Origin of the sequence: Nocardia otitidiscaviarum (assembly GCF_007362295.1) — a bacterium.
In the GTDB taxonomy this organism is placed as follows: domain Bacteria; phylum Actinomycetota; class Actinomycetes; order Mycobacteriales; family Mycobacteriaceae; genus Nocardia; species Nocardia otitidiscaviarum.
Window position 1 is genome coordinate 5,990,274 of the sequence record NZ_CP041695.1, and the last position, 24,910, is coordinate 6,015,183.

Sequence of the window (24,910 nt, forward strand, 5' to 3'; positions counted from 1 at the left end):
CTTATGGAGCCTGACCGTCTGCGCGACCTCATCGCCCGTGGCGAGACTCTGACGACCGAGTTCAAACGTGGTGCCGCGGGTAAGTTCAATGACACCGACCTGGTCGAGACGTGCGTCTGCATGGCCAACGGCGACGGCGGGTTCCTGCTGATCGGAGTAGAGGACGACGGGAGCATCAGCGGTGCGGCGCCCCGACACGGCACCGTCACCGACCCGAGCAGAATCGACGCACTCATTGCCAGCCGCACGGTTCCACTGCTCCAGACCTATACCGAAACAGTCGAGTTGGACGGGTATGAGGTCATTGTCATCGACATCCCGAAATCTCCCCGGGTGGTCGGCACCTCGAACGGTGTGTACGTGCGCAGAGCGCTGCGTATCGACGGAACTCCACAGTGCCTGCCCTTCCCCGCCTACGACATGCTCGCTCATGAAATCGACAGGGGTGCGGTAGATTTCGCAGCCATCCCGGCACGTGGCGCGACCATGGACGAGCTGGATCCAGCGGAATTCGACCGCTTCCGGATGCTCGCGCGGACCTCTGGCGCGGATACCGTGTTGACTGAGCTTTCCGACACAGAGATATGTCGCGCCCTGGGTGTGCTGCGATGTGGAGACGATGGAACAGAGCGACCGACGCTCGGCGCCGTGCTGCTCTTCGGACGCGAGAGCGCCATCGCACTCCATATCCCCAACCACGAGGCAGCGTTCCAACTCTTCGACGGTCTCTCACTGGAGACGAACCACTTCACACGGGCCCCGCTGCTCCGCGCCGCCGAAGACTTGTATGCGCGCGTCCAGACATGGAATCGCGAGGAGGAGGTACAGCTCGGGTTACTGCGGGTCGCACTGCCGCGCGTACCGCACACGGTCGTCCGAGAGGCCATCGCCAACGCCCTGGTCCACCGCGACTACACCGCATTGGGGGCGACCAGGGTGACCATTTCGGACGATGCGTTCGAAGTGAGCAGCCCAGGCGCGTTTCCGCCCGGCGTCCGGCTGGACAACCTGCTGTCGGTATCGCAGCCCCGCAGCCCAATCCTCGCGGACGCCTTCCGCCGAGCGGGGATCGTCGAGCGCAGTGGCCGCGGCATCAGTCTCATGTATTCGGCGCTGCTCCGGCTCGGCCGCGACACACCGGATTACAGCCAATCCACCGACAGGTCGGTGCGAGCCATCGTCCCGCTCGGCAGCGCGGATATCGCGCTGGCACGATTCATCGCAGATCGGGAGAGCCGAGACGGTCGGCCGATGCGCCTATTCGACCTGCAAGTCCTCCACGAATTGCGGCTCCAGACCAACCTGTCCGCATCGGAAATCGCGGAACAACTCCACCGCACACCCGGTGAGACCCGTGCCGGATTGACTCGCATGATCGAGGACGGGTTGGTGGAACTGCGGGGCGGCGGCCGCGGACGTATGTATCACCTCTCGGCCGCTGTCTATCGCGCTCTGGACAATCCGCCGGCCTACATCCGGGTCCGCGGCGCCGACTCGATTCAACAGGAAGGAATGGTCCTCCAGTACGTCGAATCCTTCGGAGCCATTACTCGAGCCCAGGCCGCCGAACTGTGCATGATCACCCCGTCGCAAGCGGGCAATCTACTTCGGCGGATGTCACGTGCCGGCAAACTCGTCCTGCAGGGGCAGCGTAAAGCGGCGCGGTACATCCTTCCCTCGATAGATCCGGGTGGAAGGCCGCAGCAAGGCCGATAATCGACAAGCGGGGCTGATCCTCGCACAATGCGGCGATACCAGGGGACTACGGACCATCCCTCGGCAGGTTGACGACATTTGCCCATGGCGCACCTAACGTTCCCGACATGAACAGGGAGGGTTCGCGGGCCAGGTCGTTGCCGCGTCGCATCGGTCGCTACGCGATGCTCGGGGCCGCCGGGCTCACCGTGTGCGCGGTCGTGGTGGCGGCGGTGCTCGGGGTGGGGTCGTGGTGGTGGGGGCGGCGGGATGATGCCAAGGCTCGGATGACGACTTCGGGGCCGTATGAGGCTTCGTTGGGGTCGGTGCGGTCGCATCCGTTGCCGGGGTGGTTTCGGGATGCGAAGTTCGGGGTCATGTTGCATTGGGGGCCGTATTCGGTGCCGGGGTTCGCGCCGGTGGGGCGGACGTTCGCGGAGACGCTGCGGGAGGATTACGGGCATGCGCTGACGCGGAGTCCGTATGCGGAGGACTATGCGAATCAGATCAAGGATCCGGGCTCGCCTGCGGCCGCGTTTCATCGGGAGCGGTACGGCGATGCCGAGTATGCGGATCTGGCGCTGGAGTTCGAGCGTGGGCTGGATGCGTGGGATCCCGACGCCTGGGCGCGGACCTTTCGGGAGAGCGGTGCGTCCTATGTGGTGTTGACGGCCAAATATGCCGACGGGTATTCGCTGTGGCCGACCGCGGTACGGAATCCGCATGCACCGGAATTCCATTCGACGCGCGATCTGGTGGGAGAACTCGCGCGGGCGGTGCGGGCACAGGGGATGCGGTTCGGGCTCTACTACTCGGGCGGCGTGGACTGGACATTCCATCCGGCGGTGGTCGAGACCCTCGGCGACTATGCGTTCGGGCCCTACGCGCAGGGCTATCCCGAGTACGCGGAGGCGCAGGTGCGGGAACTCATCGAACGGTACGAACCCGATCTGCTGTGGAACGACATCGGGTGGCCGACCGGGCAGCAGCGGCTCAACGCGCTGTTCGCCGACTACTACAACACCGTGCCGGACGGGGTGGTCAACGACCGGTGGGAGACGGCGTCGTTCCTACGCGAGGTCATCTCGCTCGGCCCCGTGCGGTGGATCTTCGACCAGGTCATGCGGCGGGTGCTGGCCGAGCCGGGCGCGGCCGAGCGGGTCACCACTCCGCCCGACGTGCCGCACAGCGACTTCCGCACCCCGGAGTACACCGGGTTCGACACCGTGCAGGAGAAGTTCTGGCAGCAGGACCGCGGTATCGGCGGATCGTTCGGATACAACCGGCAGGAGACCGACGCGGACTACGCGCCGCCGGAGGAACTGCTGACCAGCCTGGTGCAGGCCGCCGCCAACAACGGGGCGCTGCTGCTGAACGTCGGCCCCACCGGCACCGGGGAGATCGTGCCCGAACAGCAACGCCGACTGGACGCCATCGGAGCCTGGCTGCGGGTGAACGGCGAGGCGATGGACGGCTCCCGGCCGTGGCAGGTCTCCTCGGCGCGGACCGCCGACGGGATGCCGGTCATGTTCACGCGCAAGGGATCTCAGGTGTACGCGATCGTATTGGGCCGACCGACCGGCCCGGTGACGTTGCGGGACATCCGGCTCGACGGCCCGGCACGCCTGCTCGGCTCCGGCGCCTCGGCACAGGTGCACCGCGACGGCGCCGATACGGTGCTGGACGCGGCGTTCACCGGGGCTTTCGCGCCGGTCGTGGCGGTGACGACCGGCTGAGACACGGCGTGCCCCGGGCGAGTTCGGTACGCAACGGCCCCGACGCCTGCGGTCGAGCGCCCCCTCATGGGTCTCGAACGGTGTAGGCACCGGGGCCGCCGCACGGGCCGAACGCACGCCCGTACTACGCCAACGCGCGACTCAGGCGTCGATGCTGCGGTCCTTGGTCTCCACGATCAGCCGGGTGCACACCACGCTGACCACGGACAACGCCGCCAGCAGCACGCCCACCCAGAACGAGCCGGGACCGGCGAGCAGTTTGGTGGCGATCAGCGGCGGCAGCGCGCCGCCCAGAATGCCCGCCAGGTTGTAGCCCATGCCCGCACCGGTGTAGCGGTAGCGGGCCTGGAACATCTCCGGCAGCAGCGCACCCGCCGGACCATAGGCGATACCGAAGATCGCGAGGGTGCCGAACAAACCGACGGCGAAGGCGGCCGGACCACCGATATCCAGAATCGGGAAGAGTGCCAGGGCCCACGGCACCGCGGCGGCACAGGAGACCATGATGACGCGGCGGCGGCCCACTCGATCCGACCACAGCGCGGAGGCCGCGGTGGCCAGGCCGAAGACGATCGCGGCGAGCATCCCCATGGTGAGGATGTAGTCGCGGGACAGCTTCAAAGTGCCGACACCGTAGCTGGTGAGAAAGGCCGTGCCCGTGTAGAAGAGCGAGAACAGGCTGGTCAGCGCGCCCGCCGCGATCAGGATCTCCTTGGGCTGGTACCGCACGGCGTCCAGGAAGGGCAGATTGCGCGCGGCCGGTGCGTGCTCGCGCACCCGATCCCGGAACACCGGTGTCTCCGCGACCGCCAGCCGGACCCACAGCCCCACGCCGACCAGTGCGAACGACAGCAGGAACGGAATCCGCCAGCCGTAGTCCAGGAAGGCGTCGCTGGTGGTGCCGAGGGTGCGGCTCGCGATCAGGAAGGTGGCGCTGGACAGGAAGAACGCGAAGGCGGGACCGAGCTGCGGGAACATGGCGTACAGGCCGCGCTTGCCCGGCGGCGCGTACTCCGCGGTGAGCAGGGTCGCCCCGGCCCATTCACCGCCGACCGCGAAACCCTGGAGAAAGCGCATGGCCACCAGCAGCACCGGCGCCCAGATGCCGATGCCGTCGGGGAACAACCCGAAGGCCCCGGAGTCGTACCCCGGCAGCAGACCGATGGCGACGGTGGCGAAGCCCATGATGAGCAGCGTCCACACCAGGGTGCGCTTGCGGCCGATGCGATCGCCGAAGTGGCCGAACAGGATCGCGCCCACCGGCCGGGCGAAGAAGGCGACCGCGAAGGTCGCGAACGACGCCAGGGTGGCCGTCGACGGATCGGCCGCCGGGAAGAACACCGTCGGGAACACCAGCGCGGCGGCGGTGCCGTAGATGAAGAAGTCGTAGAACTCGATCGTGGTGCCGATCGAACTGGCCGCCGCCACCCGTCGCAGGCTGGTGCGCCGAACCGGCGTGCGCACCGCACCCGTCGGCTCGTTCGGTGGCGGATTGTCTTTCATGGTCGTCACCGTGGGTCTCACTCTCTCGCAAACCCCGGCGCCTCATCACGCCGGGTGCGACCACGGTAGTTACCTGCGTCACATCCGCTGCACCCCCGAAATGGGGTAGGGCGGGCTACTCGATCAGGCGGACGCTGGAGAAGATCTCGCGCGCCAGCTCCGGTGTCACCTCGCCGTCGACCTCGCGGTCGGCGGCGATGGTGAGCACCAGCATCGGATGCTCGGGCCCGGGAAAGGCGAAGGTGTACACCGAGAATCGGGTGCTGGTGCATTCGGCGCTCTTCGGCGTCCAGGTTCCGGAGGTCTCCGACAGCTGCCCGGTGATGCCGCTCAGGGTGGTGACCGGGGTGGCCGGGGAAGTCCGGCGGCCCCATTCCGGACCATCGAAACCGAGTTCCGCCACCCGCCGCGCCACCTCGGCGGCGGCCGCCGCCGGATCGGACTGGCTCGAGCGGTGGACGAAAGTGACGGTGCGCGTGGAGGACTCGCAGTAGTCCTTGCCGTCGATGGTGGTTCCGGTGCCGGACATGCGGCCGCTGTCGCCCTCGAATCCGCGGATGATGCCCGGCTTGTCCACCGTCCACTCGGCAGGCACGTCGTAGGCCACTCCCCGGGATGCCACTTCCACGCCCTGGTAGCCGGGCAGTACCGCGACGGTGGTGGCGGGCGTTCGAGGCGGCATTGTGATGGTGCCCGGCGGCGGCGAGGTCGTCCGCGGCACGGAGAGCGCCAGGCGGGTCGAGGGGGTGTCGCGGGTGTCGTCGCTCGACGACGGGGCGAACAGTCCGGCGGCGACCACGGCGGCCAGCACCAGCACGACACCGATCACGCCGAGCAGCGGCCCGGCGGAGTTGCGTCGAGGCGGGGGCGGCGGCATCGAGCCGACCTCGGTGTACCGCGCCTGGAACGGATTGCGATGGTCGTCCAGTGCCGGAAACTCGAACGGCTGATAGGGCATGTTCTCGAGCGGCGGATACTCGAACGGGCCCGGTTGCGGCATCGGCCGCGCCCCAGGCCCTTGTGGCCGCCCAGGACCCGGCGACCGCCACTCATCGTTGTGCACCACGGACCTGATTCTGTTCGATGCGGAGCGCTCTCGCACTTTTCCGTTCGCCACGGTGTCGAAGTCATGTCGTGGTGGAGGACGGTGAGGCTGTGGGCGGCGAACGCCGAAGGCCCCCGGCGAGAGGGGTCTCGCCGGGGGCCTTCGGTGTCGGTGTGTCAGCTCACCAGGAGCTCTTGTGCACGCCCGGCAGCTCGCCGCGGTGCGCCATTTCGCGCAGGCACACGCGGCACAGGCCGAACTTGCGGTAGACGGCGTGCGGCCGGCCGCAGCGCTGGCAGCGGGTGTAGGCCCGCACCGCGAACTTCGGCTTGGCGTTGGCCTTGTTGATCAGAGCCTTCTTAGCCATGTGCTCAGTTCTCCTTGAACGGGAAGCCGAGGTGCTTCAGCAGCGCGCGGCCTTCTTCGTTGTTGGTCGCGGTGGTCACCACGGTGATGTCCATACCACGCGGACGGTCGATCTTGTCCACGTCGATCTCGTGGAACATGGACTGCTCCGAGAGACCGAAGGTGTAGTTGCCGTTACCGTCGAACTGCTTCGGCGACAGGCCGCGGAAGTCGCGGATACGCGGCAGCGCGATCGAGATCAGGCGATCCAGGAACTCCCACATGCGGTCGCCGCGCAGGGTGACCTTCGCGCCGATCGGCATGCCCTCACGCAGCTTGAACTGCGCGATGGACTTGGTGGCCTTGCGGATCTCCGGCTTCTGACCCGTGATCAGGGTCAGGTCGTGGATCGCACCGTTGATCAGCTTCGCGTCCCGGGCGGCGTCGCCGACACCCATGTTCACGACAACCTTGACCACGCCGGGGATCTGCATGACGTTGTCGTAGTTGAACTCGGAGTTCAGCGCGTCCTTGATCTCGGCGCGGTAGCGCGCCTTGAGCCGGGGCTGGGTCTTCTCGGTGGAGGTCATCAGATGTCCTTCCCGTTGCGACGGGAGATGCGAACGCGCTTGCCGTTCTCATCGGTACGGTAGCCGACGCGCGTCGGGTTGCCGTCGGAGTCGATCACCATCACGTTGGAGGCCTGGATCGGCGCTTCCTGCGTGACGATGCCGCCCGAGCTGGCACCGCGCTGGTTGGCGGAGTTCGCGACGTGCTTCTTGATCCGGTTCACGCCCTCGACCAGGACCTTGCCGGTCGCCGGGAAGGCCTGGATGACCTTGCCCTTGGCGCCCTTGTCCTTACCCGAGACGACGAGCACGGTGTCGCCCTTGTGCACCTTCATGGTCAGAGCACCTCCGGGGCCAGCGAAACGATCTTCATGAAACGCTTCTCGCGCAGCTCACGACCGACGGGGCCGAAGATGCGGGTGCCGCGCGGATCGTTGTCCGCCTTGATCAGCACAGCGGCGTTCTCATCGAACTTGATGTACGAGCCATCGGCGCGACGACGCTCCTTGACGGTGCGCACGATGACCGCCTTGACGACCTCACCCTTTTTGACGTTGCCGCCGGGGATGGCGTCCTTGACGGTGGCGACGATCACGTCACCGATACCGGCATAGCGACGCGACGATCCGCCGAGCACGCGGATGCACAGGATTTCCTTGGCACCCGTGTTGTCGGCGACGCGCAGCCGCGACTCCTGCTGAATCACTTCAGCTCCTCCTAGACCTGGACGTTATGCACGCCGGATTGCCGACCCGACGGGCATGGTCAGTTGCCCTCACAGCTGAGCCGTTCGGCCCGCTCCGCGAGGTACGCGGGGCAGCGCCTGCCAGTGGATATCGTTGATCGAAGTTGATCAACCACTGTGGGTTCGCGGCCGGAGTGCGGGCATAGCTCCCGCAGGCAACCGCTCAAGTGTAGCCAACGCCCAGGTAGCGCCCAAATCAGGGGGCGGACGCACCCGTGCGACCCGGGCGGGGCTGCGGGCGACACCCCGGACATGCGGCTAGCCTCGACGCCGAGCAACACCCGAGCAATCCATCTGCACTTCCGACCGAGGAGTCCCGTGAGTTCGCCGGAGCAGCCGTTCGCTCTCGACCGCCGCACCCTGTTGAAAGCGCTGGGGCTGGCGCCCGCGCTGGCACTGCTGCCAGCCTGCACCACCGACAGGCCCGGCACCGCGACGGGACCGGATATGTCCGGATCGGATCCGGGGGTGCGGCCACAGGACGATCTCTACCGCTACGTCAACGGCAAGTGGCTGGAGAACTACCGACTACCCGCCGACAAACCCGCCTACGGCACCTTCGCCGAAGTCGAGGACCGCACGCAGCGGCACCTGAAGGAGATAGTGACCGGGATCCACAATCCCGCGGACGGCTCCCCGCAGCAGCAGATCCGCGACCTCTACGACGCCTACCTGGACCCGGACGAGATCGACGCGCTGGGCATGGCCCCGCTCGCCGATCCGCTGCGCCGCATCGACGCCGCGCGCTCCAAACCCGATCTGGCGCTGGTGATGGGCCAGCTGCCCATCGACGGGCTGATCGGGCTCTCGGTCGGCCCCGACGACCGGGACGCGGCCCGGAATATCGCGTCCATCAGCCAATCCGGGCTCGGGCTGCCCGAACAGGACTATCGGAAACCGGAATTCGCCGACATCCTCGCGGGCTACCGCACCTACCTGGAGCGCATCGCCGCCGGAGCGGGCTTCGCGGACCCGAAAGCCATGGCGGGGCGCGTGTTCGAGCTGGAACAGCGGATCGCCGCGGGTTTCTGGGACAATGTGCGCACCCGCGATCCGGAGGCCACCTACAACCGGATGCGCCGAGCCGAGCTCATCGCCCTCGGACCGGAATTCGACTGGGGCTCCTGGCTTTCCGGGCAGACCGAGCGGCCCGCCGAACTCTTCGACACGGTGGTGGTGCGCCAGCCCTCGTTCGTGACGGCGGCGGCCGGACTGTGGGCCCAGGTCGATATCGCGACCTGGCGGGACTATCTGCGGCTGAGCCTGGTCCGAACCTGGGCCGAGTACCTGCCGAAGGCCATCGCGGACGCGAATTTCGACTTCTACAGCACGCTGGTGAACGGCCAGCGGGAGCGGCCGGAGCGCTGGCGTTCGGCCATCACCGTCCTGAACACGTATCTGGGCATGCCGCTGGGGAAGCTGTACGTCGAGGAGTTCTTCCCGGCCGAATCCAAGCGCCTGGTGCAGGATCTCGTCGGCAACCTCCGTTCGGCCTACCGGGAGAACTTCCGCACCTCGAGCTGGATGTCGCCGCCGACACGGGACGCCGCCGTCGCCAAACTCGACAAGATCGACACCAAGATCGGCTATCCGGACACCTGGGAGGACTACTCCGGCGTCGTGGTGACCCGCGGCCAACTCCTCGAATCCCTGCTGGCGGTGCACACTTTCGAAGCCCGGCGCATGTTCGGCAAACTGGGCGAGCCGGTCGACCGCTCGGAGTGGGGCATGCCGCCGCAGACCGTGAACGCCTACTACGAGCCGACGCGCAACGAGATCGTCTTCCCGGCGGCCATCCTGCAGGCCCCGTTCTTCGACTCCGATGCCGAGGCCGCGGTGAACTACGGCGGTATCGGCGCGGTCATCGGCCACGAGATCGGGCACGGCTTCGACGATCAGGGCTCGCGCTACGACGGCGACGGCAATCTGCACGACTGGTGGACGCCCGCGGACCGCGCCGCCTTCGACGCCAAGACCCAGCAGCTCATCGCGCAGTACGACGCCCTGGTGCCGACCGGGCTGCCGCCGACCGCACACGTCAACGGCGCGCTGACCGTCGGGGAGAACCTGGCCGATCTTCGCGGACTCGGCATCGCGCTGGCCGCCTACGCCATCGCCGAGCAGGGTGGGGACGCGGCGCAGCAGCAGGACGCGACGCAGCTCGACCTCGCCCCGGTCTTCCAGTCCTGGGGCCGGATCTGGCGCATCCAGGTGACGCCGGAGTACGCGGAAGCACTGCTGGCCGAGGACCCGCACGCCCCCGGTGAATTCCGCTGCAACCAGACGGTGCGCAACCTGCCGCAGTTCTACAGCACCTTCGCGGTGGTCGAGGGCGACCGGGAATGGCTCGCGCCCGACCAGCGGGTCACGCTCTGATCCCAGCCGCGAACGTCCACCCGCCCATGCCGCCGCCGCGCCGGTAGCCTCGTGCCGAAGCACAGCCACGGTGCGGCATCACCGCACGCTCAGAGAGGGGTACCCGTGACATCGTCCGGTCCGGTCCGTATCGATCGCCGCGCCTTCCTCGTGGCGCTCGGATTAGTGCCCACCGCCGCCTGGCTGGCCTCGTGCAGCAGCGACGACGCGCCGACGACCACATCGACCACCACGCCGCTGAAGGGTCCGGACCTCTCCGGTGCGGATCAGGCGGTGCGGCCGCAGGACGACCTGTACCGCAATGTGAACGGCACCTGGCTGCGCGAATACGAACTGCCGCCGGACAAGGTCTCCTTCGGCACCTTCGACGAGGTCGGCGACCGGGTCGAGGAGCAGTTGCGCGGCATCATCGAGGGCATCACCGAACCGCAGGACGGCACCGAGGCGCAGCAGATCCGCGATCTCTACGACGCCCGCATGGATATCGACGAGATCGAACGCCTCGGTATGACGCCGCTGGCCGACCTGTTCGCGCGCATCGACGCCGCCGACGGCAAAACCGAACTGGCCAAGGTGATGGCCGGGCTGCCGATCGGCGGCATCATCGGGCTGGGCGTCACCATCGACCGGAAGAATTCCAGCGCGCATGTGGCCGCGGTCGGCCAATCCGGTCTCGGGTTGAGCGAGCAGTACTACCGCAAGCCCGAGTACGCCGACAAGCTCGCCGCCTACAAGACGTTCCTGGAGTCCATCGCCAAGGGCGCGGGCTTCGACGATCCGGCCGGAATGGCCACGCGCGTCGTGGATCTGGAGACCCGGATCGCCGCGGGCTTCTGGGACAACGTGCGCAATCGCGATACCGACGCCACCTACAACAAGATGTCGTGGGACGAGATGACCGCGCTCGCTCCGCAATTCGACTGGGATCCCTGGCTCGCCGGGCAGACCGACCGGCCGAAGAATCTCTTCGACACCATTATCGTGCACCAGCCGTCGTATCTCACCCATGCCGGAAATCTTTGGCACGACACTGATCTGGGGCTGTGGCGCGACTATCTCAAGATCTACCTGGTGCGCGAGTTCGCGCGCTTCCTGCCCAAGACCATCTCCGACGCCAATTTCGAATTCTTCGGCACCGTGATGAACGGGCTCGAGGAGCGGCCGGAGCGCTGGAAGTCGGCCGTTGCCACGGTGAACAGCAATCTGGGCGAGCCCCTCGGCAAACTGTATGTGGCACAGCACTTCCCGCCCGAAGCCAAGGATCGTGCCCTGGAGATGGTGGACGATCTCAAGGCCGCCTACCGCGACAACTTCCGCGCCTCCACCTGGATGTCCCCGGCCACCCGCGATGCCGCCATCGAGAAACTGGAGAAGATGGGGGCCAAGATCGGCTACCCGGACAAGTGGGAGGACTACTCCGACCTGAAGATCACCCGGGGCAAGCTGATCGAATCCCTGCGCGCCGTCAATGCCTTCGAGGTCGAGCGCATGTTCGGCTACCTCGGCAAGCCGGTCGACAAGAGCGAGTGGAGCAGCCCGCCGCAAACCGTGAACGCCTTCTACTCCCCCGTCACCAACGAGATCGTCTTCCCCGCCGCCTTCCTGCAGCCGCCGTTCTTCGACAAGGACGCGGCGCCCGCGGTGAACTACGGGGCCGGCGGCGCGGTCATCGGCCACGAGATCGGGCACGGCTTCGACGATCAGGGCTCAAAATACGACGCCGACGGCAATCTGAAGGACTGGTGGACGCCGGAGGACCGCACCGCCTTCGAGGCGCGCACCCAGAAGCTCGTCGAGCAGTACGACGTGCTGGTCCCGGCGGGCCTCGACCCCGAGCAGACCGTGAACGGCGAGCTCACCCTGGGCGAGAACGTGGCCGATGTGCGCGGCCTGCAGATGTCCATCGCCGCCCTGGCCATCGCCGAGCGGCGGCGTGGCATCGAGACGCCCGACTACACGCCGCTGTTCGAATCCTGGGCCCGCAACTGGCGCGACAAGTCCACCCGCCAGTACACCGAGAACCTGCTGGCCAATGACACGCACGCACCCAACGAGTTCCGCGCCAACCAGGTGGTGCGGAATCTGGAGCAGTTCTACACCAGCTACGGCGTGCAGGAGAGCGACAAGCTGTTCCTGCCCCAGGACCAGCGCGTCACCTTCTGAGCCGCGAGCACCCGGGCGGCGTCACCCGCCGACCCCGTCCGGGTGCTGCTCCACCAGTGCGCGCGGCGCGGCCTGGGCCCACGAGTCGGTCACGATGGCCTCGAGCTCCGCCAGATCGTCGAGGGCGGCCAGCCGCACTCGCACCCAGGCATTGTTCGCCTCGTGCCCCGCGATCCAGAACTTCCCGGGTTCGGCCGCCACCAATTCGTCCCGGTCCAGGATCGGGCATCGCACCGCCATCGAGGTCTCCCCCTCCGGCAGGGTGAGGAACAATTTCCCCGCCACCCGGAAGGTCGGCATCTGCCATTCGAATCCCTCCCGGACCTCCGGCAGCGAAAGCGCAACCGCGCGAGCATCATCCCCAGTCGCTGTCATGAACAGATGGTCTCAGGCCCGACCGACAGCCGCAGCGGCTACCGCACGGCGGTGATCACATGTCGTGGCGACCCAGGTCGAAGACGCGGGCCGGAGTCGTGGAGATGGAGAACGGCCGGTCCACAGCGAGCAATTCGTCTCCGGCCACCAGGCTGTCTCGCCGATACCGGCCCCGCTCCAAGATCAACACCTCTATCTGCGGAACCGGACGGAAATCCACGATCCAATAGCTCTCGATCCCGGCGGCAGCATATTCGTCGCGCTTGACCTTGCGATCATGACTCTCGCTGCCGCTGCGTGGCGAGACGACCTCCGCGACGAGCAGTAGATCGCCCGGGTCGAGATACAGGTCGTCGTCCGCGACGGCCGCCTCCTCGGCTGCGGCGTCGAGAACGAAAACGTCCGGTTTCCGAACACTCGCGGGAAAAACGAACTCATATTCGCCGCCGTCGACCAAGACGGGCACACCTGCTTGCCGGGCAGCATCGGTCAGCAGCCGCCGCAGGCCGCGACTCATTCGATTGTGGCGCAGTGACGGCGACATCTTCTCGATCAGCCATCCGTTCCACAGCTCGTAGCCCTTGCCCTCATCAGGGCCATTGTGCAGGTCGCCTGGAGTGTATGGGCCGCGGCCGAACGCCGCGCCGAAATCGACCGCAGCGCTCATGGTCCCTCCTCAGGGTCATTCCGAGTGTCAAGTCACAGCATAGGACCGAGGGGCGGTCGGGTGGGTGGTTCGCGGTCGGGGCGACGGGACGCGAGCGGGGGGCGGAGTGGATCGGCGCACAGATGTGATGCCCGGGGTATCGGGACGCGATGCTGTTAGGTTAGGGTTGCCATAGTTGACGTTGGCGATACGAGCGATGGAGAGCGTTGTGCCGGAACTCCTGGCCGCTGTGGAGCGGCAGCGACTCGTCGACGAGTGGGCGAATGGGGTCGAGCTTGCGGGCTACCCGGGCGTCAGCGCCCTGATCGAGCGCGGTCGGCGGGTGCCCGCCATTCGCCCGGCACTGCGCTGCGGGGCGGCGACCCTGACCTACGGGGAGCTGTTCGAGCGGATGGCACACGCGACCGCCGCCGAGCGCTGCGAGGCATCTGTCGACGGTGCGGTCCGGCTGCTGGCCGATATCGCCGCGGCCGCGAACTCCGGTGCGGCGCTGACCCTTTCCATGCCGACCGGTGCGTACGGCTCGACCGTCGGACTGCGCGCCGACGCGCTGGCCGCCGCCGTCGACGACCGCCGCGCCGTGACCACCGACTGCCGGGCCGGACATGTGGATCCGGCCCAGGGAACGTCCAATATCCGGCTGCTGGCCACCGCCTGGGCCTGCGCGGACACCGCCGTGGAACTGCTCGCGGCCATTGCCGACGGTGCGACGCTGGTGGTGGCCACCGAGGCGCAGCGGCGCGATCCGGCCGCGCTGGCCGACCTGATCGCCGACACCGGAGCCACCCACGTGGTGGCCGAGGCCGCCGTGCTCGCGCGGTTCGCCGATACGGCCGCCGTCGCACTGCCCACCGTGCGCCGCTGGGACGTCACCGGAAACCACTGTCCCGCCATCCTTCCCGCTCTGCTGCGTGCACTCGCGCCGGGCTCGGTGGCCGGATTCGCCTACACCACACCCGGATACGCGGGCGTGGTGGCGCGCGGACCGCTGGACGGCAGCGGCCGGGTGCGGCCGATTCCGGGTGCGCGCGTGCTGGTGCTGGACGCGCAGCTGCGGCCGGTGGCACCGGGCCGATACGGCCGGGTGTATCTGGGCGGCGCCGCGCTGGCGGCCGAGATCGACGGCGGCACCGCACTGTTCGTGGCCGATCCGTTCATTCCGGGTGCGCGCCTGTGCCACGCCGGAATGTCGGGTCGCTGGACCGCGGACGGATGGTTGACATTCGCAACCGGCGAAATCGTCGCCGAACACGAAGCGACCGGTTCGAATCTTGGCGTCAATGCGACCATATTCCCCGAAATCGCCGCCTGATACCGCTTCGCCCCCGGTCAGCGGACCGGCGCGGCGGGAAACCGCGCACGAATTCTCCGGCAATATTTACTGATCCGACGATTCACTGTGATCTCCGGCTATATCGTGTAACTCAGTCACTGGCCGCCGAACGCAATGAGGCGCTTCGGGGTGCCACAGATTATGGTCTCACCGCGCGATGACGGTGACGATCTCACCATCGGTGCTGAAATCGTGCGCGCCGTATCGCCGGGCTGCCATGAGCGATGGCACCGGTCGGCGCGACGATCGCCGCATATGTCCATCCCCGCGGAAGCGCTACCCATAGCTCGGCTCGCACTCTTCTGCTGCACCGGAGACAGCAGACGAGCCGAAAAACCCTGGGATCGGGGACTGTTCGGTCGCCCACCGACCTGCACGGCCACACTGTTCGGCATCGGGTAGCTGCGATGCCGTCCGATCGGTCCCTGGAAGGTGGGTCATGACCGCAGCATCCGCGGCGCCGAGTCCGGCGTCCTCCAACACCCTCGTACCGCCCGAGCGCAAGAGCCTCCGCATCGCGATGGTCGTCCCCCCGTACTTCGACGTGCCGCCCAAGGCGTACGGCGGTGTGGAGGCGGTGGTCGCCGACCTGGTCGACGCACTGGTCGAGCGCGGACACGAGGTCACCCTGCTCGGCGCCGGTGTGCACGGCACCCGAGCCGCGGAATTCATACCGCTGTGGGACGAGATCCAGGCCGCCCGGCTCGGCGATCCGTTCCCGGAGGTGCTGCACGCCTTGAAGGTTCGGCGGGCACTCGAACGCCTCACGGCGACGCGCGGGCTGGACCTGGTGCACGATCACACCTTCGCCGGGCCGCTCAACCTACCCGTGTACCGCGCCCTCGGCCTACCCATGGTGGTCACCGTGCACGGACCCGTCGACGGCGATCCGCACATGTACTACAGCGAACTCGGCGAGGACGCCGCGCTGGTGGCCATCAGCGACCGGCAGCGCGCACTGGCTCCGGGCCTGAACTGGGTCGGGCGCGTGCACAACGCGCTGCGCGTCGCGGACTTCCCCTTCCAGCCCGAGAAGGAGGACTACGCGCTGTTCCTGGGCCGGTACACCCCGGAGAAGGCCCCGCACCTGGCACTGGCCGCCGCGCACGCCTGCGATATGCGGCTGGTGCTGGCCGGGAAATGCGCGGAGCCGCCGGAGATCCGGTACTTCGACGACCAGGTGGCCCCGCTGCTCACCGAGCGGGACACCGTCTTCGGCATGGCCGACGCCGCCGCCAAGAAGAAACTGCTCGCCGGGGCGCGCTGCCTGCTGTTCCCGGTGCAGTGGGAGGAGCCGTTCGGCATGGTCATGATCGAGGCCATGGTGTGCGGGACACCGGTGGTGGCGCTGCGCGGCGGCGCGGTGAGCGAGGTGATCGTGGACGGCGTCACCGGACGCATCTGCGACGATCCGGACGAGCTGCCCGCCGCCATCAAGGAGGTGCGCGACTACGACCCGCAGGCGTGCCGCGACCACGTGCTCGAGCACTTCGGGACCGACACCCTCGGACGCGGGTACGAGGAGGTGTACCGCAAGGTCGTCGCGACCCGTCCGACGCGGCGGACCGGCCGGATCACGGTGCACCAACTGCCCACCACCCCGCCGACCCGCACCGCGGGCGCCGGCCCCGGACGGGCGACTCCCGCACCGGCCCGCACCGCCGGACCCACCCCCAGCCGCGCCCCCTCCCCCGCCGGTACCCCGGCTGCCGGTGGGCCGGGACATGTTCCGACCACCGCACCGGCACGAACGACACCGGCACGACGGGCAGGCACACCGCCACGGAAACGCGGGCAGCGGTCCGGGGCAGGCGCGAATCCGGCCCGCCGGACACCCGATCCGGCGAGCGCGCCCGTTCCAGCGGTCGATTCGGATCCGGCAGGCACTCCGAATGGACTAGCCACCGGTCCACTCGGGAGCATTGAAACTCCGCTCGGAAGCAGTTTCAATCCGTACGGACCTGCGCGAACTCCGGGCGGACCCGCCATCACCGCCGATCCGGTCGCAAGCCTCCGCCACCCGAATGATGTTGTCTCGAGCGATGTTCCGAACAAGATCTCGAGCACAGGGTCTGGCACCATCGGCGGCACCCGCGCCCCGCGCATCGGTTCGGGATCGCTCGACGACACCCGGCCGCCGACATTCCCGGATACGGTGATCGAGAGCGGGTTGCCCGCCCTCGGCTCGATAGCGGCGATCCCCGATTCCGGGGAGGCCGTGGAGCGGACGGCGGGGACGGCCGCACACCCGGGATCGTCCGGGGGCGAGCGCAAGCGGACACGGCGCGCCGTGGCGCGGTCCGCCGCCAAGCGTGGCCGCGGCGTGAAGAGAGTCGACAAGGCAACAGGTTCCGCGTCGAACCCCGAGACCGGTAGCGCGCCGGAGAGCGGGAGGGACGCCCCGACGGGAGGTTCTGCATGATCGGAGAGACGCCCGCCGCGCTCAATGCCGGCGAGCCGTCGACCCTGGGTGGCGGCGGTGGCACCGTCACCCTGGTGGAGGGCAGCACCTTCTGCCTCTCGGACCGGCTCGGCGATGTCGAGCCGGACACCCCGCACGGGCTGTTCTATCGGGACGCCCGGGTGCTGTCACGCTGGGAGCTGCGCGTGGACGGGCAGCGGGCCGAACCGCTGTCGGTGCTGAGCCCGGAGGCGTTCACCGCCCGGTTCATACTGCGCCGGCCGCCTCGGGCCGGCGCGGCCGACAGCACGGTGCTCATCGTGCGGGAGCGACTGCTGGCCGAGGCGCTGCACGAGACCATCACCGTGGAGAACCTGGGACGCGAAACCACCGCCGTCGATCTGCAACTGCATGTGGACGCCGACTTCGTGGACCTGTTCGCGGTCAAGGAGGGCCGCACCGGCCACAGCCGGGCCGAGGTACTGGTGGCCGATGTCGAACTGTTGCTCAACGACCGCTCGGACCGCGCGCGCGGCGTGGTGGTGACCTCGTCGGAAACCCCGGTGGTACTGCCCGGTTCGCTGTCCTGGCGGGTGGTGGTGCCCGCCGGCAGCACGTGGCGGACCGAGATCCTGGCCCAGCCGACCATCGGCAGCCAGCCCATCCATTCCTCGCCGCATCCCGGGGAGCATTACGAATTCAGCGAGCCCAGCCGCAAGATCGCGGCCTGGCGGGATACCGCCACCACCATCACCGCCGCCGATCCGCAACTGGCCTGGGTGCTGGAACGCACCGAAAGCGATCTGGGGGCGTTGCAGATCCACGACGATATGCGCGGCGGCCGGCCGTTCGTGGCGGCCGGTGCGCCCTGGTTCATGACCCTGTTCGGCCGCGACAGCCTGCTCACCGCATGGATGGCGCTGCCCCTGGACGTGAATTTAGCGCTGGGCACCATGCAGCAGCTCGCGGAGATGCAGGGGAAGCGGGTGAATCCGCTGACCGAGGAGGAACCCGGGCGCATCATGCACGAGATGCGGCGCGGCCCGGCCAGCGGCGCGGTGCTGGGCGGCGAGACGTACTACGGAACCGTGGACGCGACGCCGCTGTTCGTCATGCTGCTGGCACAGGCGCGGCGCTGGGGCGCGGATACCGAATCGGTGCGGGCGCTGCTGCCCGCCGCCGACGCCGCGCTCACCTGGATCACCGACTACGGCGATCGCGACGGGGACGGTTTCGTGGAGTACCGCCGCGCCACCGACCGGGGCCTGTTCAACCAGGGCTGGAAGGACAGTTTCGACGGCATCAACGACGCGACCGGACATGTGCCGGAACCGCCGATCGCACTGTGCGAGGTCCAGGGTTACGCCTATGCCGCGCTGCTGGCACGGGCCGAACTGGCCGACGAGTTCGGCGACGCGACCACCGCCGGACATCTGCGCGACCGGGCCGCCGAACTGCGCACCAAATTCGCCGAAGCCTTCTGGCTGCCCGAAAGAGGCTGGTTCGCGGTCGCCCTGGACCGTGACAAACGCCGCCTGGACGCGCTCACCAGCAATATCGGCCACTGCCTGTGGTCGGGCATCGTCTCCGACGAGCGCGCCGCGCAGGTGATCGAGCGCCTGGCGAGCCCGGAGATGAGCACCGGCTTCGGGCTGCGCACCCTGGCCTCCGATATGGGCGCGTACAACCCGATGAGCTATCACAACGGCTCGGTCTGGCCGCACGACACCGCCATCGCCGTCGCCGGTCTGCTGCGCTACCGGCATCTGCCCGGTGCCATCGAGCTGGCCACCGAACTGGCGGAGGGCCTGCTCGCCGCGGCCGGGGCCTTCGGTGGGCGACTGCCCGAACTGTATTGCGGTTTCCCGCGTTCGCGGTTCGCCGCACCCGTCCCCTACCCCACCTCCTGCTCACCCCAGGCGTGGGCGAGCGCGGCGCCGCTGCTGCTGGTGCGCTCGTTCCTGGGGCTGGAGCCCGATGTCCCGCGGCGCACCCTCACCGTGCTCCCGCACCTGCCCGCCCGCTGGGGCAGCGTCGAGCTCACCGATCTGCGGCTGGGCGGCACGGTGATCGACCTCACCGTGGAGGGCGACCGGGTCACCGCCTCCAACCTGCCCGAGGACTGGCGACTGGTCACGCACTGACCGATCACGCACGGACGGCGGCCATCGGGACGAGCGGTCGTAAGCCGCGATTCCGCACCACGTGGACGGTCTGTCGCCAGCGCGGCGTCACGCCGGAGTGGCCGTGGCGGCCCGGTGCGGCGGCTCCGGCGGGGCGGCCGATGTGGTCCGGGCCGCCACCGCCGCCGCCAGTTCGGCGACCGTGGGCGTATCCACGATGGTGCGCACCGCCAGCTCCACCCCGAATTCGGCGTGGATCCGGGCGGCCAGGCGGGTGACGAGCAGGGAGTGGCCGCCCAGGTCGAAGAAGGAGTCGTCGGCGCCGACCCGATCGCGCGCGAACAGGCGGGCGAACAGCGCGCACATGCGACGTTCGGCGTCGGTGGCGGGCTCGCGGTGCCGACGGCGACGCACGACACCGTGCGGCGCGGGCAGGGCGCGCTTGTCGAGTTTGCCGCTGGCCGTCCGGGGGATCTCGTCGACCACCGCGAAGGCGCGCGGGACCATGTAGTCCGGGAGCACCGCGGCGGCATGCGCGCGGACCCGCTCGATATCGACGGTCCGGTCTGGTGCGGGCACCAGGTACGCGGCGAGCATCGGGCCGGTGGCCGGATCGTCGACGACCAGCACGACACAGCGGGCCACCGCGGCGTGCGCGGACAGCGCGGCCTCCACCTCGCCGAGTTCGATGCGGTAGCCGCGCACCTTCACCTGCTCATCGGCCCGGCCGACGAACTCCAGCTCGCCGAACTCGTTGCGGCGCACCAGATCCCCGCTGCGATACAGCCGGGCTCCGCGCGTGAACGGGTCGGCCACGAAACTCGCGGCGGTCAACCCTGGACGGCCGAGATAGCCGCGCGCCAGCTGCGCACCGCCCAGATACAGCTCACCCACCACACCGGCGGGCACCAGGTGCAGTGCCACGTCCAGCACGTAGGCGTGCACATTCCGATTGGGAATGCCGATGGGCACGATGCCGGGGCCCATCGGTCCGTCCACCGGCATATGGGTGGCGCAGACGACCGCCTCGGTCGGCCCGTAGTGATTGCGCAATTCGGCGTCGAAGACACCGGCGAACCGGTCGGCCACCTCGCCGGGCAGCGGCTCACCGCCGACCGGCACCCGGCGCAGCGCCCGCCATGCACTGATCTCGGGCAGTTGCAGGAAGGTGCTCAACATGGACGGCACCATGTGCAGCACCGTGACGCCCCGCTCGGCGATCAGCTCCGCGACATAGCGCATGTCTTGGAACGCACCGGGTTTCGGCACCACCAACCGCGCGCCGAGGGCCAGCGTGACGAAGATATCGAGCAGCGAGGCATCGAAGCCGACCGACGACGATTGCAGCAATCGGTCATCGGAGGTCATCCCCCAGTCGGCGATGAAACTCAGCACATGCTCGGCGATGGCCGCGTGCGCGACCGGAACACCCTTGGGCCTGCCGGTCGACCCCGAGGTGTAGATGACATAGGCCAGATTGGCCGGACGCAGCGGCCGCACCCGGTCGGCATCGGTGGGCGCGGACTCCGGCAGCGCGGCGGCCAACTCCTCCGCGAGTTCCAGCTCCGCCCGGCCCAGTACCAGGCACGGGCCCGCATCCTCGATCAGGTAGTCGACGCGGTCGGCGGGGTCGGCCGGATCGATGGGCAGGTAGGCGGCACCGGCCTTCAATACGGCGTAGACGGCCACCAGGAATTCGATCGAGGCCCCCAGGCGCAGGCCGACCAGGTCCTCGGCGCCGACACCCCGGCGAATCAGCCAGTGCGCCAACCTGTTCACCCGGCGGTCGAGTGCGGCGTAGGTGAGTTCGGCGGTATCGGAGACCAGCGCCAGGGTGTGCGGCGCGGCGGCGACACTGCGCTCGAACAGGGCCACCATGGTGGTGGGCGCGATATCCGCGACCGCACCGCGCGAGGCGGCGAGGACGGCGTCGCGGTCGCGCGGGCCGAGCATGTCCAGATCGCCGATGCGGCGGTGCGGTGCGGCCAGCGCGCTGTCCAGCAGCCGCACATAGTGCTCGAGCATGGACTCCACCAGCGGGCGGTTCAGCACGTCCACCTGATATTCGGCCTCCACCAGCGCATCCCCCGCACCGTCGGTGACCACCGCCAGCGCCAACGGCACCTGCGCCGTAGGCGCACCGAGTTCGTCGAGGCGGGTGGAGGTGACGCCGTCGAGCGTGAACCCGTGGGTGCTCTCCCGGGTGCTGAAGCCGAGCCGCACCAGCTGGTCCATGCCGTCGCGTCCGGCCACCCGCTCCGGATTGGCCTCGCGCACAATGCGATCGATGCCGACCCGACCGTGCGCGAGGGCCTCCCGGCAATGTCGCTCGGTGGCGGCGACGAGCTCGCCGAAGGTGGCGGCCGAATGCGGGGTCAGGCGCAGCAGCAGCGTATTGCCGAAGTAGCCGATCAGCCGGCGGGCGGCGGCCGAGCGGCGGTTGATGACCGGGATGGAGACGAGGAAATCGCCTGCGGCAGTGTAACGCTCGACCAACGCGGCATACGCGGCCAGCAGCACCGCGAACGGCGTGGCGGCGTGGTCACGCGCGTAGGCGTCGACCCGGTCGAGCAGGTCACGGGGTAGCGCGATGGTGGCGCGGTCGGCCCGCTTGGACGGGTTCATCACGGCGGAGCCGGGCAGCAGCAGCGGATCGGGCAGCGGACGCAGCACGGACCGCCAGTAGGCGACAGCGGCCGCATCGTCGGTGTCGTCGGCTGCGCGGGCGGCGCTATCGGCAGCACGGGCGGTGTCATGGGCAGCGCGGGCGGTGTCGTCTGCACCGGGAGCGGCACCAGCAGCAGCGGGAGCGGCACCAGCAGCAGCGCGGGCGGCACCAGCAGCAGCGGGAGCGGCACCAGCAGCAGCGCGGGCGGCACCAGCAGCAGCGGGAGGGGCAAAATCGGTAACGCGGGCAAGACCAGCGGCAGCGGGAGCGGCGACGTTGACGACGGCGGCGGTGTCGAAGGCGGCGGTGTCGGCGGTGCCGGTGGCGGAGCGATCAACCGCCGCATCGATTTCGGCGGCGTTGATGTCGGCTGGGGCGGCGGCGTCGGCTGGGGCGGCGGCGTTGACTTCGGCGGCGGGGGTGACCTCGATATCGATGAATCGCGCTGGCAGGGCCGCCATCTCGTGGCCGTTGTAGGCGGCGTCGACCTCGGCGAAGAACACCGCCCAGGAGTCGTCGTCCCAGCAGATGCGGTGCACCGCCAGGAGTAGCACGTGTTCCGTGGCGGCCGTGCGCACCAGGGTCGGGCGCAGCGGGGGCTCCGCGGCCAGGTCGAAGCAGCGCGCGAATTCGCGGCGCGCCAGCACCGCCACCCGGCGGGTCCGGTCCGCCGGGGGCAGTCCGCTCACGTCGTGCGTCTGCCACGGAATCGAAATCCCCTCGGAGCGAACCTGATACGGTTCCCCTTCGGCGTCCACCCCGTAGGTGGTGCGCAGCACGTCGTGGCGGGCGGCGACCGTGTCGACGGCGGCGCGCAGCCGTGCGACGTCCAGCGCACCCGACAGGCGGTAGGCCACACAGATGTTCAGCGTGGTGTCCTCGGGATCGCGGGTCTGGAGGAACCACATGCGCCGCTGGCCCACCGACAGCGGGTGGCGGTCCGGGGCGGGGCTGGCGGTTTCCGACATGCGAATTAGCATAGGCTATCCTTACAAACCGAGTGATCGAGGTAACGACCGAACGGAGCTCCACCCCTATGAACCGGACGTACGTGCTCAAGCGCGAGCTGACCGACATTCCCGAGAACGTCCGCACCGCGCCCGCACCCGTCGTTCCCGACTTCGACCATCCCTTCGACCTGCGGATCGTCGATGCCGACGGGGCCGACCCGGAACTCATCACCGAATGGATGCACCGGCCGCACCTGGTCGAGACCTGGGAGCAGGACTGGCCCTCGGCCCAGCGCCGCGACGACTGCGCCGCCCAGTTGGCCGGAACCTTCTCGCGGCCGTGCATTCTCGGCTACGACTTCACCGCGGCCGACCTGCCCGAACTGGGCCGCCAAGAGGTCGCCTACGTCGAGCTGTACCGGCCCGCCAAGGACGAGATCGGCACCCTGTACGCCGCCGACCCGCGCGACATGGGCTTCCACATCGCCACCGCCGAGACGAAACTCATCGGACGCGGGGTGATGTCGGCCTGGATGCGGGAGCTCGCGACCAGGGTCTTCGCCGCCGAACCCGAGTGCCGCCGGATGATGTGCGACCCCGACCACCGGAACGTGCCCATGCGCAGGGCGCTGACGAAGAACGGCTGGATGCACCTGGGCGACTTCGATATTCGCCCCGATCGCCGTATCTCGCTGTACACCCTGCCGCGGGCCGACGGGGACGTGCCGACCCTGCGCTGAATCCGCCCGCGCCTCGTCCACCACCCCACGGTGGCGGACGAGGCGTTTCGCTCATCCGGCGACCGCGGCCCCGGCGCGGACCGGGGTCCGGCGACGGCCCTGGTCCGCGCGCAGCACCCGATCCGAAAGTTCGCCCAGGCAGCTGAGATTCGGGAATCCGGGGCCCTGCGCCAGCGCCGCCATATTCGGCAGATAGAGCTTGTTGTCGAGATCGGCGACCGCCAGGTCGTAGCCGATAGCCGCCTCCACACGCTCCTGCGTGATCGGTCCGCCCACCGCCAGTTCGAGCAGATCCGTCGCGGCGGTGTCGAGCAGCTCCAGGTACCACAGCGGATCGCCGCCGGTGGCGTCCACCACCAGGTCGTAGGCGTGCACCTGGTCGGGCCGCAGTTCGTTGCGCAGCGTCACCGCGACGCCGTCACCCTGATCGACGGTGCGCACCACGCGGCCCTGGAGATGATGAACGCGATTGTCCCCCAACAGGGTTTCCTGCACCCGCACCGAGAAGACGCCGCGATCGGTCCGGCGGATCACATCGCGCCGCTCGGCCATACCCAGCGAACTCCATCGGACGGGGTCGCTGAAGAGCGAATTCTCGAAATAGCCCTCGCCCCGGGTGTAGATGGTGGCCTTCGGGGTGATCACCGAGATGGACAGCATCTCGTGCCGCACCAACTCGTCGAGCGCGGACCCTGCCGTCTCGCCGCCGCCGATCACCGCCACCCGCGAGGAGGGCGGCAGGCGGCGCTTGCCGGCCAGATCCCAGAACTCGGCGATGCTCAACACCTTCGGATGGTCGGCCAGCGCCCGGTCGCTGCGTCCGGGACCGGTGATCATGACCGCGTCGCAATCGATTTCGCAGGTCTCGCCCGCGGCGTCGGCCACCGTCACCAACCAGCCGTCATCGGCGGCGGCAATGGTGCGCACGGTGCCGAGCACCAGTTCCATATCGGTCTTGCGGCCCACCCACTGGAGGTATTTGGCCCAGACGTGGTGCTGTGGACTGGGGCGGCCGCGGTCGATCCACTCGGCGTAGGTGCCGTGCTCGATCAGGAACGCGGTCCAGCTGAAGGCGGTCATACCCTCGTTGAGCGCCTGATTGTGTCCGCGTGCCCAGGTGGAGTGGTAGGGGAAGCCGACATCCTTCTCCGGGCTGGTGCCCAGGCGGTGTTGACCGTCGGTCCACCCGCCGCTGGGCAGCCAGTTTCGGCCCACCGCATGGGCTTCCACCACGATCACCCGCGGCGCGGGCAGGCCGAGCCGCCGCAGCACGTGCGATTTCGCCGCCACCGCCATGGCTTTCGGCCCCGCACCGACCACCAGAAGTGTGTCCACCGGTTCTCCTGCTCTCCTGTTCGGCGTCAGCCCGCCGTCTCGCCGTCCCGCCCCAATATTTGCATAGGCTTACCTTATCTTTCGCGTCCGAGCTTGCCCAGACCGCCGATTGCCGGAATCCCTTTCCATGGACGGGCGTTG

Annotated in this window: 16 protein-coding genes and 2 pseudogenes; 8 read left to right on the plus strand and 10 right to left on the minus strand. The window is 68.7% G+C overall.

Annotated elements, in window-relative coordinates; genetic code table 11:
• Positions 1 to 3 precede the first annotated feature (3 nt).
• Complete coding sequence (locus tag FOH10_RS26875; RefSeq protein WP_143982800.1) at positions 4 to 1,716, plus strand: DNA glycosylase AlkZ-like family protein; 1,713 nt, start codon at positions 4 to 6, stop codon at positions 1,714 to 1,716.
• A gap of 107 nt (positions 1,717 to 1,823) precedes the next feature.
• Positions 1,824 to 3,431, plus strand: coding sequence for an alpha-L-fucosidase (locus tag FOH10_RS26880; protein WP_143982801.1), 1,608 nt, complete (start codon positions 1,824 to 1,826; stop codon positions 3,429 to 3,431).
• 141 nt (positions 3,432 to 3,572) lie between these two features.
• Here the strand turns inward: FOH10_RS26880 and FOH10_RS26885 are convergent, their stop codons facing one another.
• The 6 genes from FOH10_RS26885 to rplN form a co-directional block, all read right to left on the minus strand.
• On the minus strand, positions 3,573 to 4,934 hold the full coding sequence (locus tag FOH10_RS26885) for an MFS transporter (RefSeq protein WP_143982802.1): 1,362 nt from the start codon (positions 4,932 to 4,934) through the stop codon (positions 3,573 to 3,575).
• A gap of 115 nt (positions 4,935 to 5,049) precedes the next feature.
• Positions 5,050 to 5,934 carry a DUF8017 domain-containing protein gene (locus tag FOH10_RS26890; protein ID WP_143982803.1) on the minus strand — a complete coding sequence of 295 codons (885 nt, stop codon included), beginning with the start codon at positions 5,932 to 5,934 and terminating at the stop codon, positions 5,050 to 5,052.
• Positions 5,935 to 6,160: 226 nt separating this feature from the next.
• Positions 6,161 to 6,346 carry a type Z 30S ribosomal protein S14 gene (locus tag FOH10_RS26895; RefSeq protein WP_029923637.1) on the minus strand — a complete coding sequence of 62 codons (186 nt, stop codon included), beginning with the start codon at positions 6,344 to 6,346 and terminating at the stop codon, positions 6,161 to 6,163.
• Between the two features lie 4 nt (positions 6,347 to 6,350).
• Complete coding sequence (rplE, locus tag FOH10_RS26900; protein WP_029923636.1) at positions 6,351 to 6,914, minus strand: 50S ribosomal protein L5; 564 nt, start codon at positions 6,912 to 6,914, stop codon at positions 6,351 to 6,353.
• Positions 6,914 to 7,228, minus strand: coding sequence for a 50S ribosomal protein L24 (gene rplX / locus FOH10_RS26905; RefSeq protein ID WP_029923635.1), 315 nt, complete (start codon positions 7,226 to 7,228; stop codon positions 6,914 to 6,916). The genes rplE and rplX overlap by 1 nt, the downstream gene beginning before the upstream one ends.
• 2 nt (positions 7,229 to 7,230) lie before the next feature.
• Positions 7,231 to 7,599 carry a 50S ribosomal protein L14 gene (gene rplN, locus FOH10_RS26910; protein ID WP_029923634.1) on the minus strand — a complete coding sequence of 123 codons (369 nt, stop codon included), beginning with the start codon at positions 7,597 to 7,599 and terminating at the stop codon, positions 7,231 to 7,233.
• 357 nt (positions 7,600 to 7,956) lie between these two features.
• Between rplN and FOH10_RS26915 the strand changes: the two genes are divergently transcribed.
• Both FOH10_RS26915 and FOH10_RS26920 read left to right on the plus strand, forming a co-directional pair.
• Entirely contained in the window at positions 7,957 to 10,014 is a 2,058-nt protein-coding gene (locus FOH10_RS26915; RefSeq protein ID WP_244961389.1) for a M13 family metallopeptidase, read from the plus strand.
• A gap of 105 nt (positions 10,015 to 10,119) precedes the next feature.
• Positions 10,120 to 12,177, plus strand: a complete 2,058-nt coding sequence (locus FOH10_RS26920; RefSeq protein WP_244961390.1) for a M13 family metallopeptidase — start codon at positions 10,120 to 10,122, stop codon at positions 12,175 to 12,177.
• 21 nt (positions 12,178 to 12,198) lie between these two features.
• Here the strand turns inward: FOH10_RS26920 and FOH10_RS26925 are convergent, their stop codons facing one another.
• Both FOH10_RS26925 and FOH10_RS26930 read right to left on the minus strand, forming a co-directional pair.
• Positions 12,199 to 12,552 carry an MmcQ/YjbR family DNA-binding protein gene (locus FOH10_RS26925; RefSeq protein WP_039809746.1) on the minus strand — a complete coding sequence of 118 codons (354 nt, stop codon included), beginning with the start codon at positions 12,550 to 12,552 and terminating at the stop codon, positions 12,199 to 12,201.
• Between the two features lie 55 nt (positions 12,553 to 12,607).
• Positions 12,608 to 13,219 carry a Uma2 family endonuclease gene (locus FOH10_RS26930; RefSeq protein ID WP_143982805.1) on the minus strand — a complete coding sequence of 204 codons (612 nt, stop codon included), beginning with the start codon at positions 13,217 to 13,219 and terminating at the stop codon, positions 12,608 to 12,610.
• Positions 13,220 to 13,427: 208 nt separating this feature from the next.
• Here FOH10_RS26930 and FOH10_RS26935 point away from each other — a divergent pair, with 208 nt between their 5' ends.
• From FOH10_RS26935 to FOH10_RS26945, 3 genes and pseudogenes are all read left to right on the plus strand, one after another.
• Positions 13,428 to 14,531, plus strand: a complete 1,104-nt coding sequence (locus FOH10_RS26935; RefSeq protein WP_186000599.1) for an AMP-binding protein — start codon at positions 13,428 to 13,430, stop codon at positions 14,529 to 14,531.
• Positions 14,532 to 15,072: 541 nt separating this feature from the next.
• A pseudogene (locus FOH10_RS35860) lies at positions 15,073 to 16,128 on the plus strand (glycosyltransferase family 4 protein); the annotation flags it as partial.
• Between the two features lie 842 nt (positions 16,129 to 16,970).
• Positions 16,971 to 19,097, plus strand: a complete 2,127-nt coding sequence (locus FOH10_RS26945; RefSeq protein WP_143982807.1) for an amylo-alpha-1,6-glucosidase — start codon at positions 16,971 to 16,973, stop codon at positions 19,095 to 19,097.
• A 165-nt stretch (positions 19,098 to 19,262) separates the two neighbouring features.
• On the opposite strand, the pseudogene FOH10_RS26950 reads toward FOH10_RS26945, so the two are convergent.
• Positions 19,263 to 22,673: pseudogene (locus FOH10_RS26950) on the minus strand (non-ribosomal peptide synthetase); the annotation flags it as partial.
• Between the two features lie 107 nt (positions 22,674 to 22,780).
• Here FOH10_RS26950 and FOH10_RS26955 point away from each other — a divergent pair.
• Entirely contained in the window at positions 22,781 to 23,434 is a 654-nt protein-coding gene (locus FOH10_RS26955; RefSeq protein WP_143982808.1) for a GNAT family N-acetyltransferase, read from the plus strand.
• Between the two features lie 51 nt (positions 23,435 to 23,485).
• On the opposite strand, the gene FOH10_RS26960 is transcribed toward FOH10_RS26955, so the two are convergent.
• Complete coding sequence (locus tag FOH10_RS26960) at positions 23,486 to 24,769, minus strand: SidA/IucD/PvdA family monooxygenase (RefSeq protein WP_186000600.1); 1,284 nt, start codon at positions 24,767 to 24,769, stop codon at positions 23,486 to 23,488.
• Positions 24,770 to 24,910: the final 141 nt, after the last annotated feature.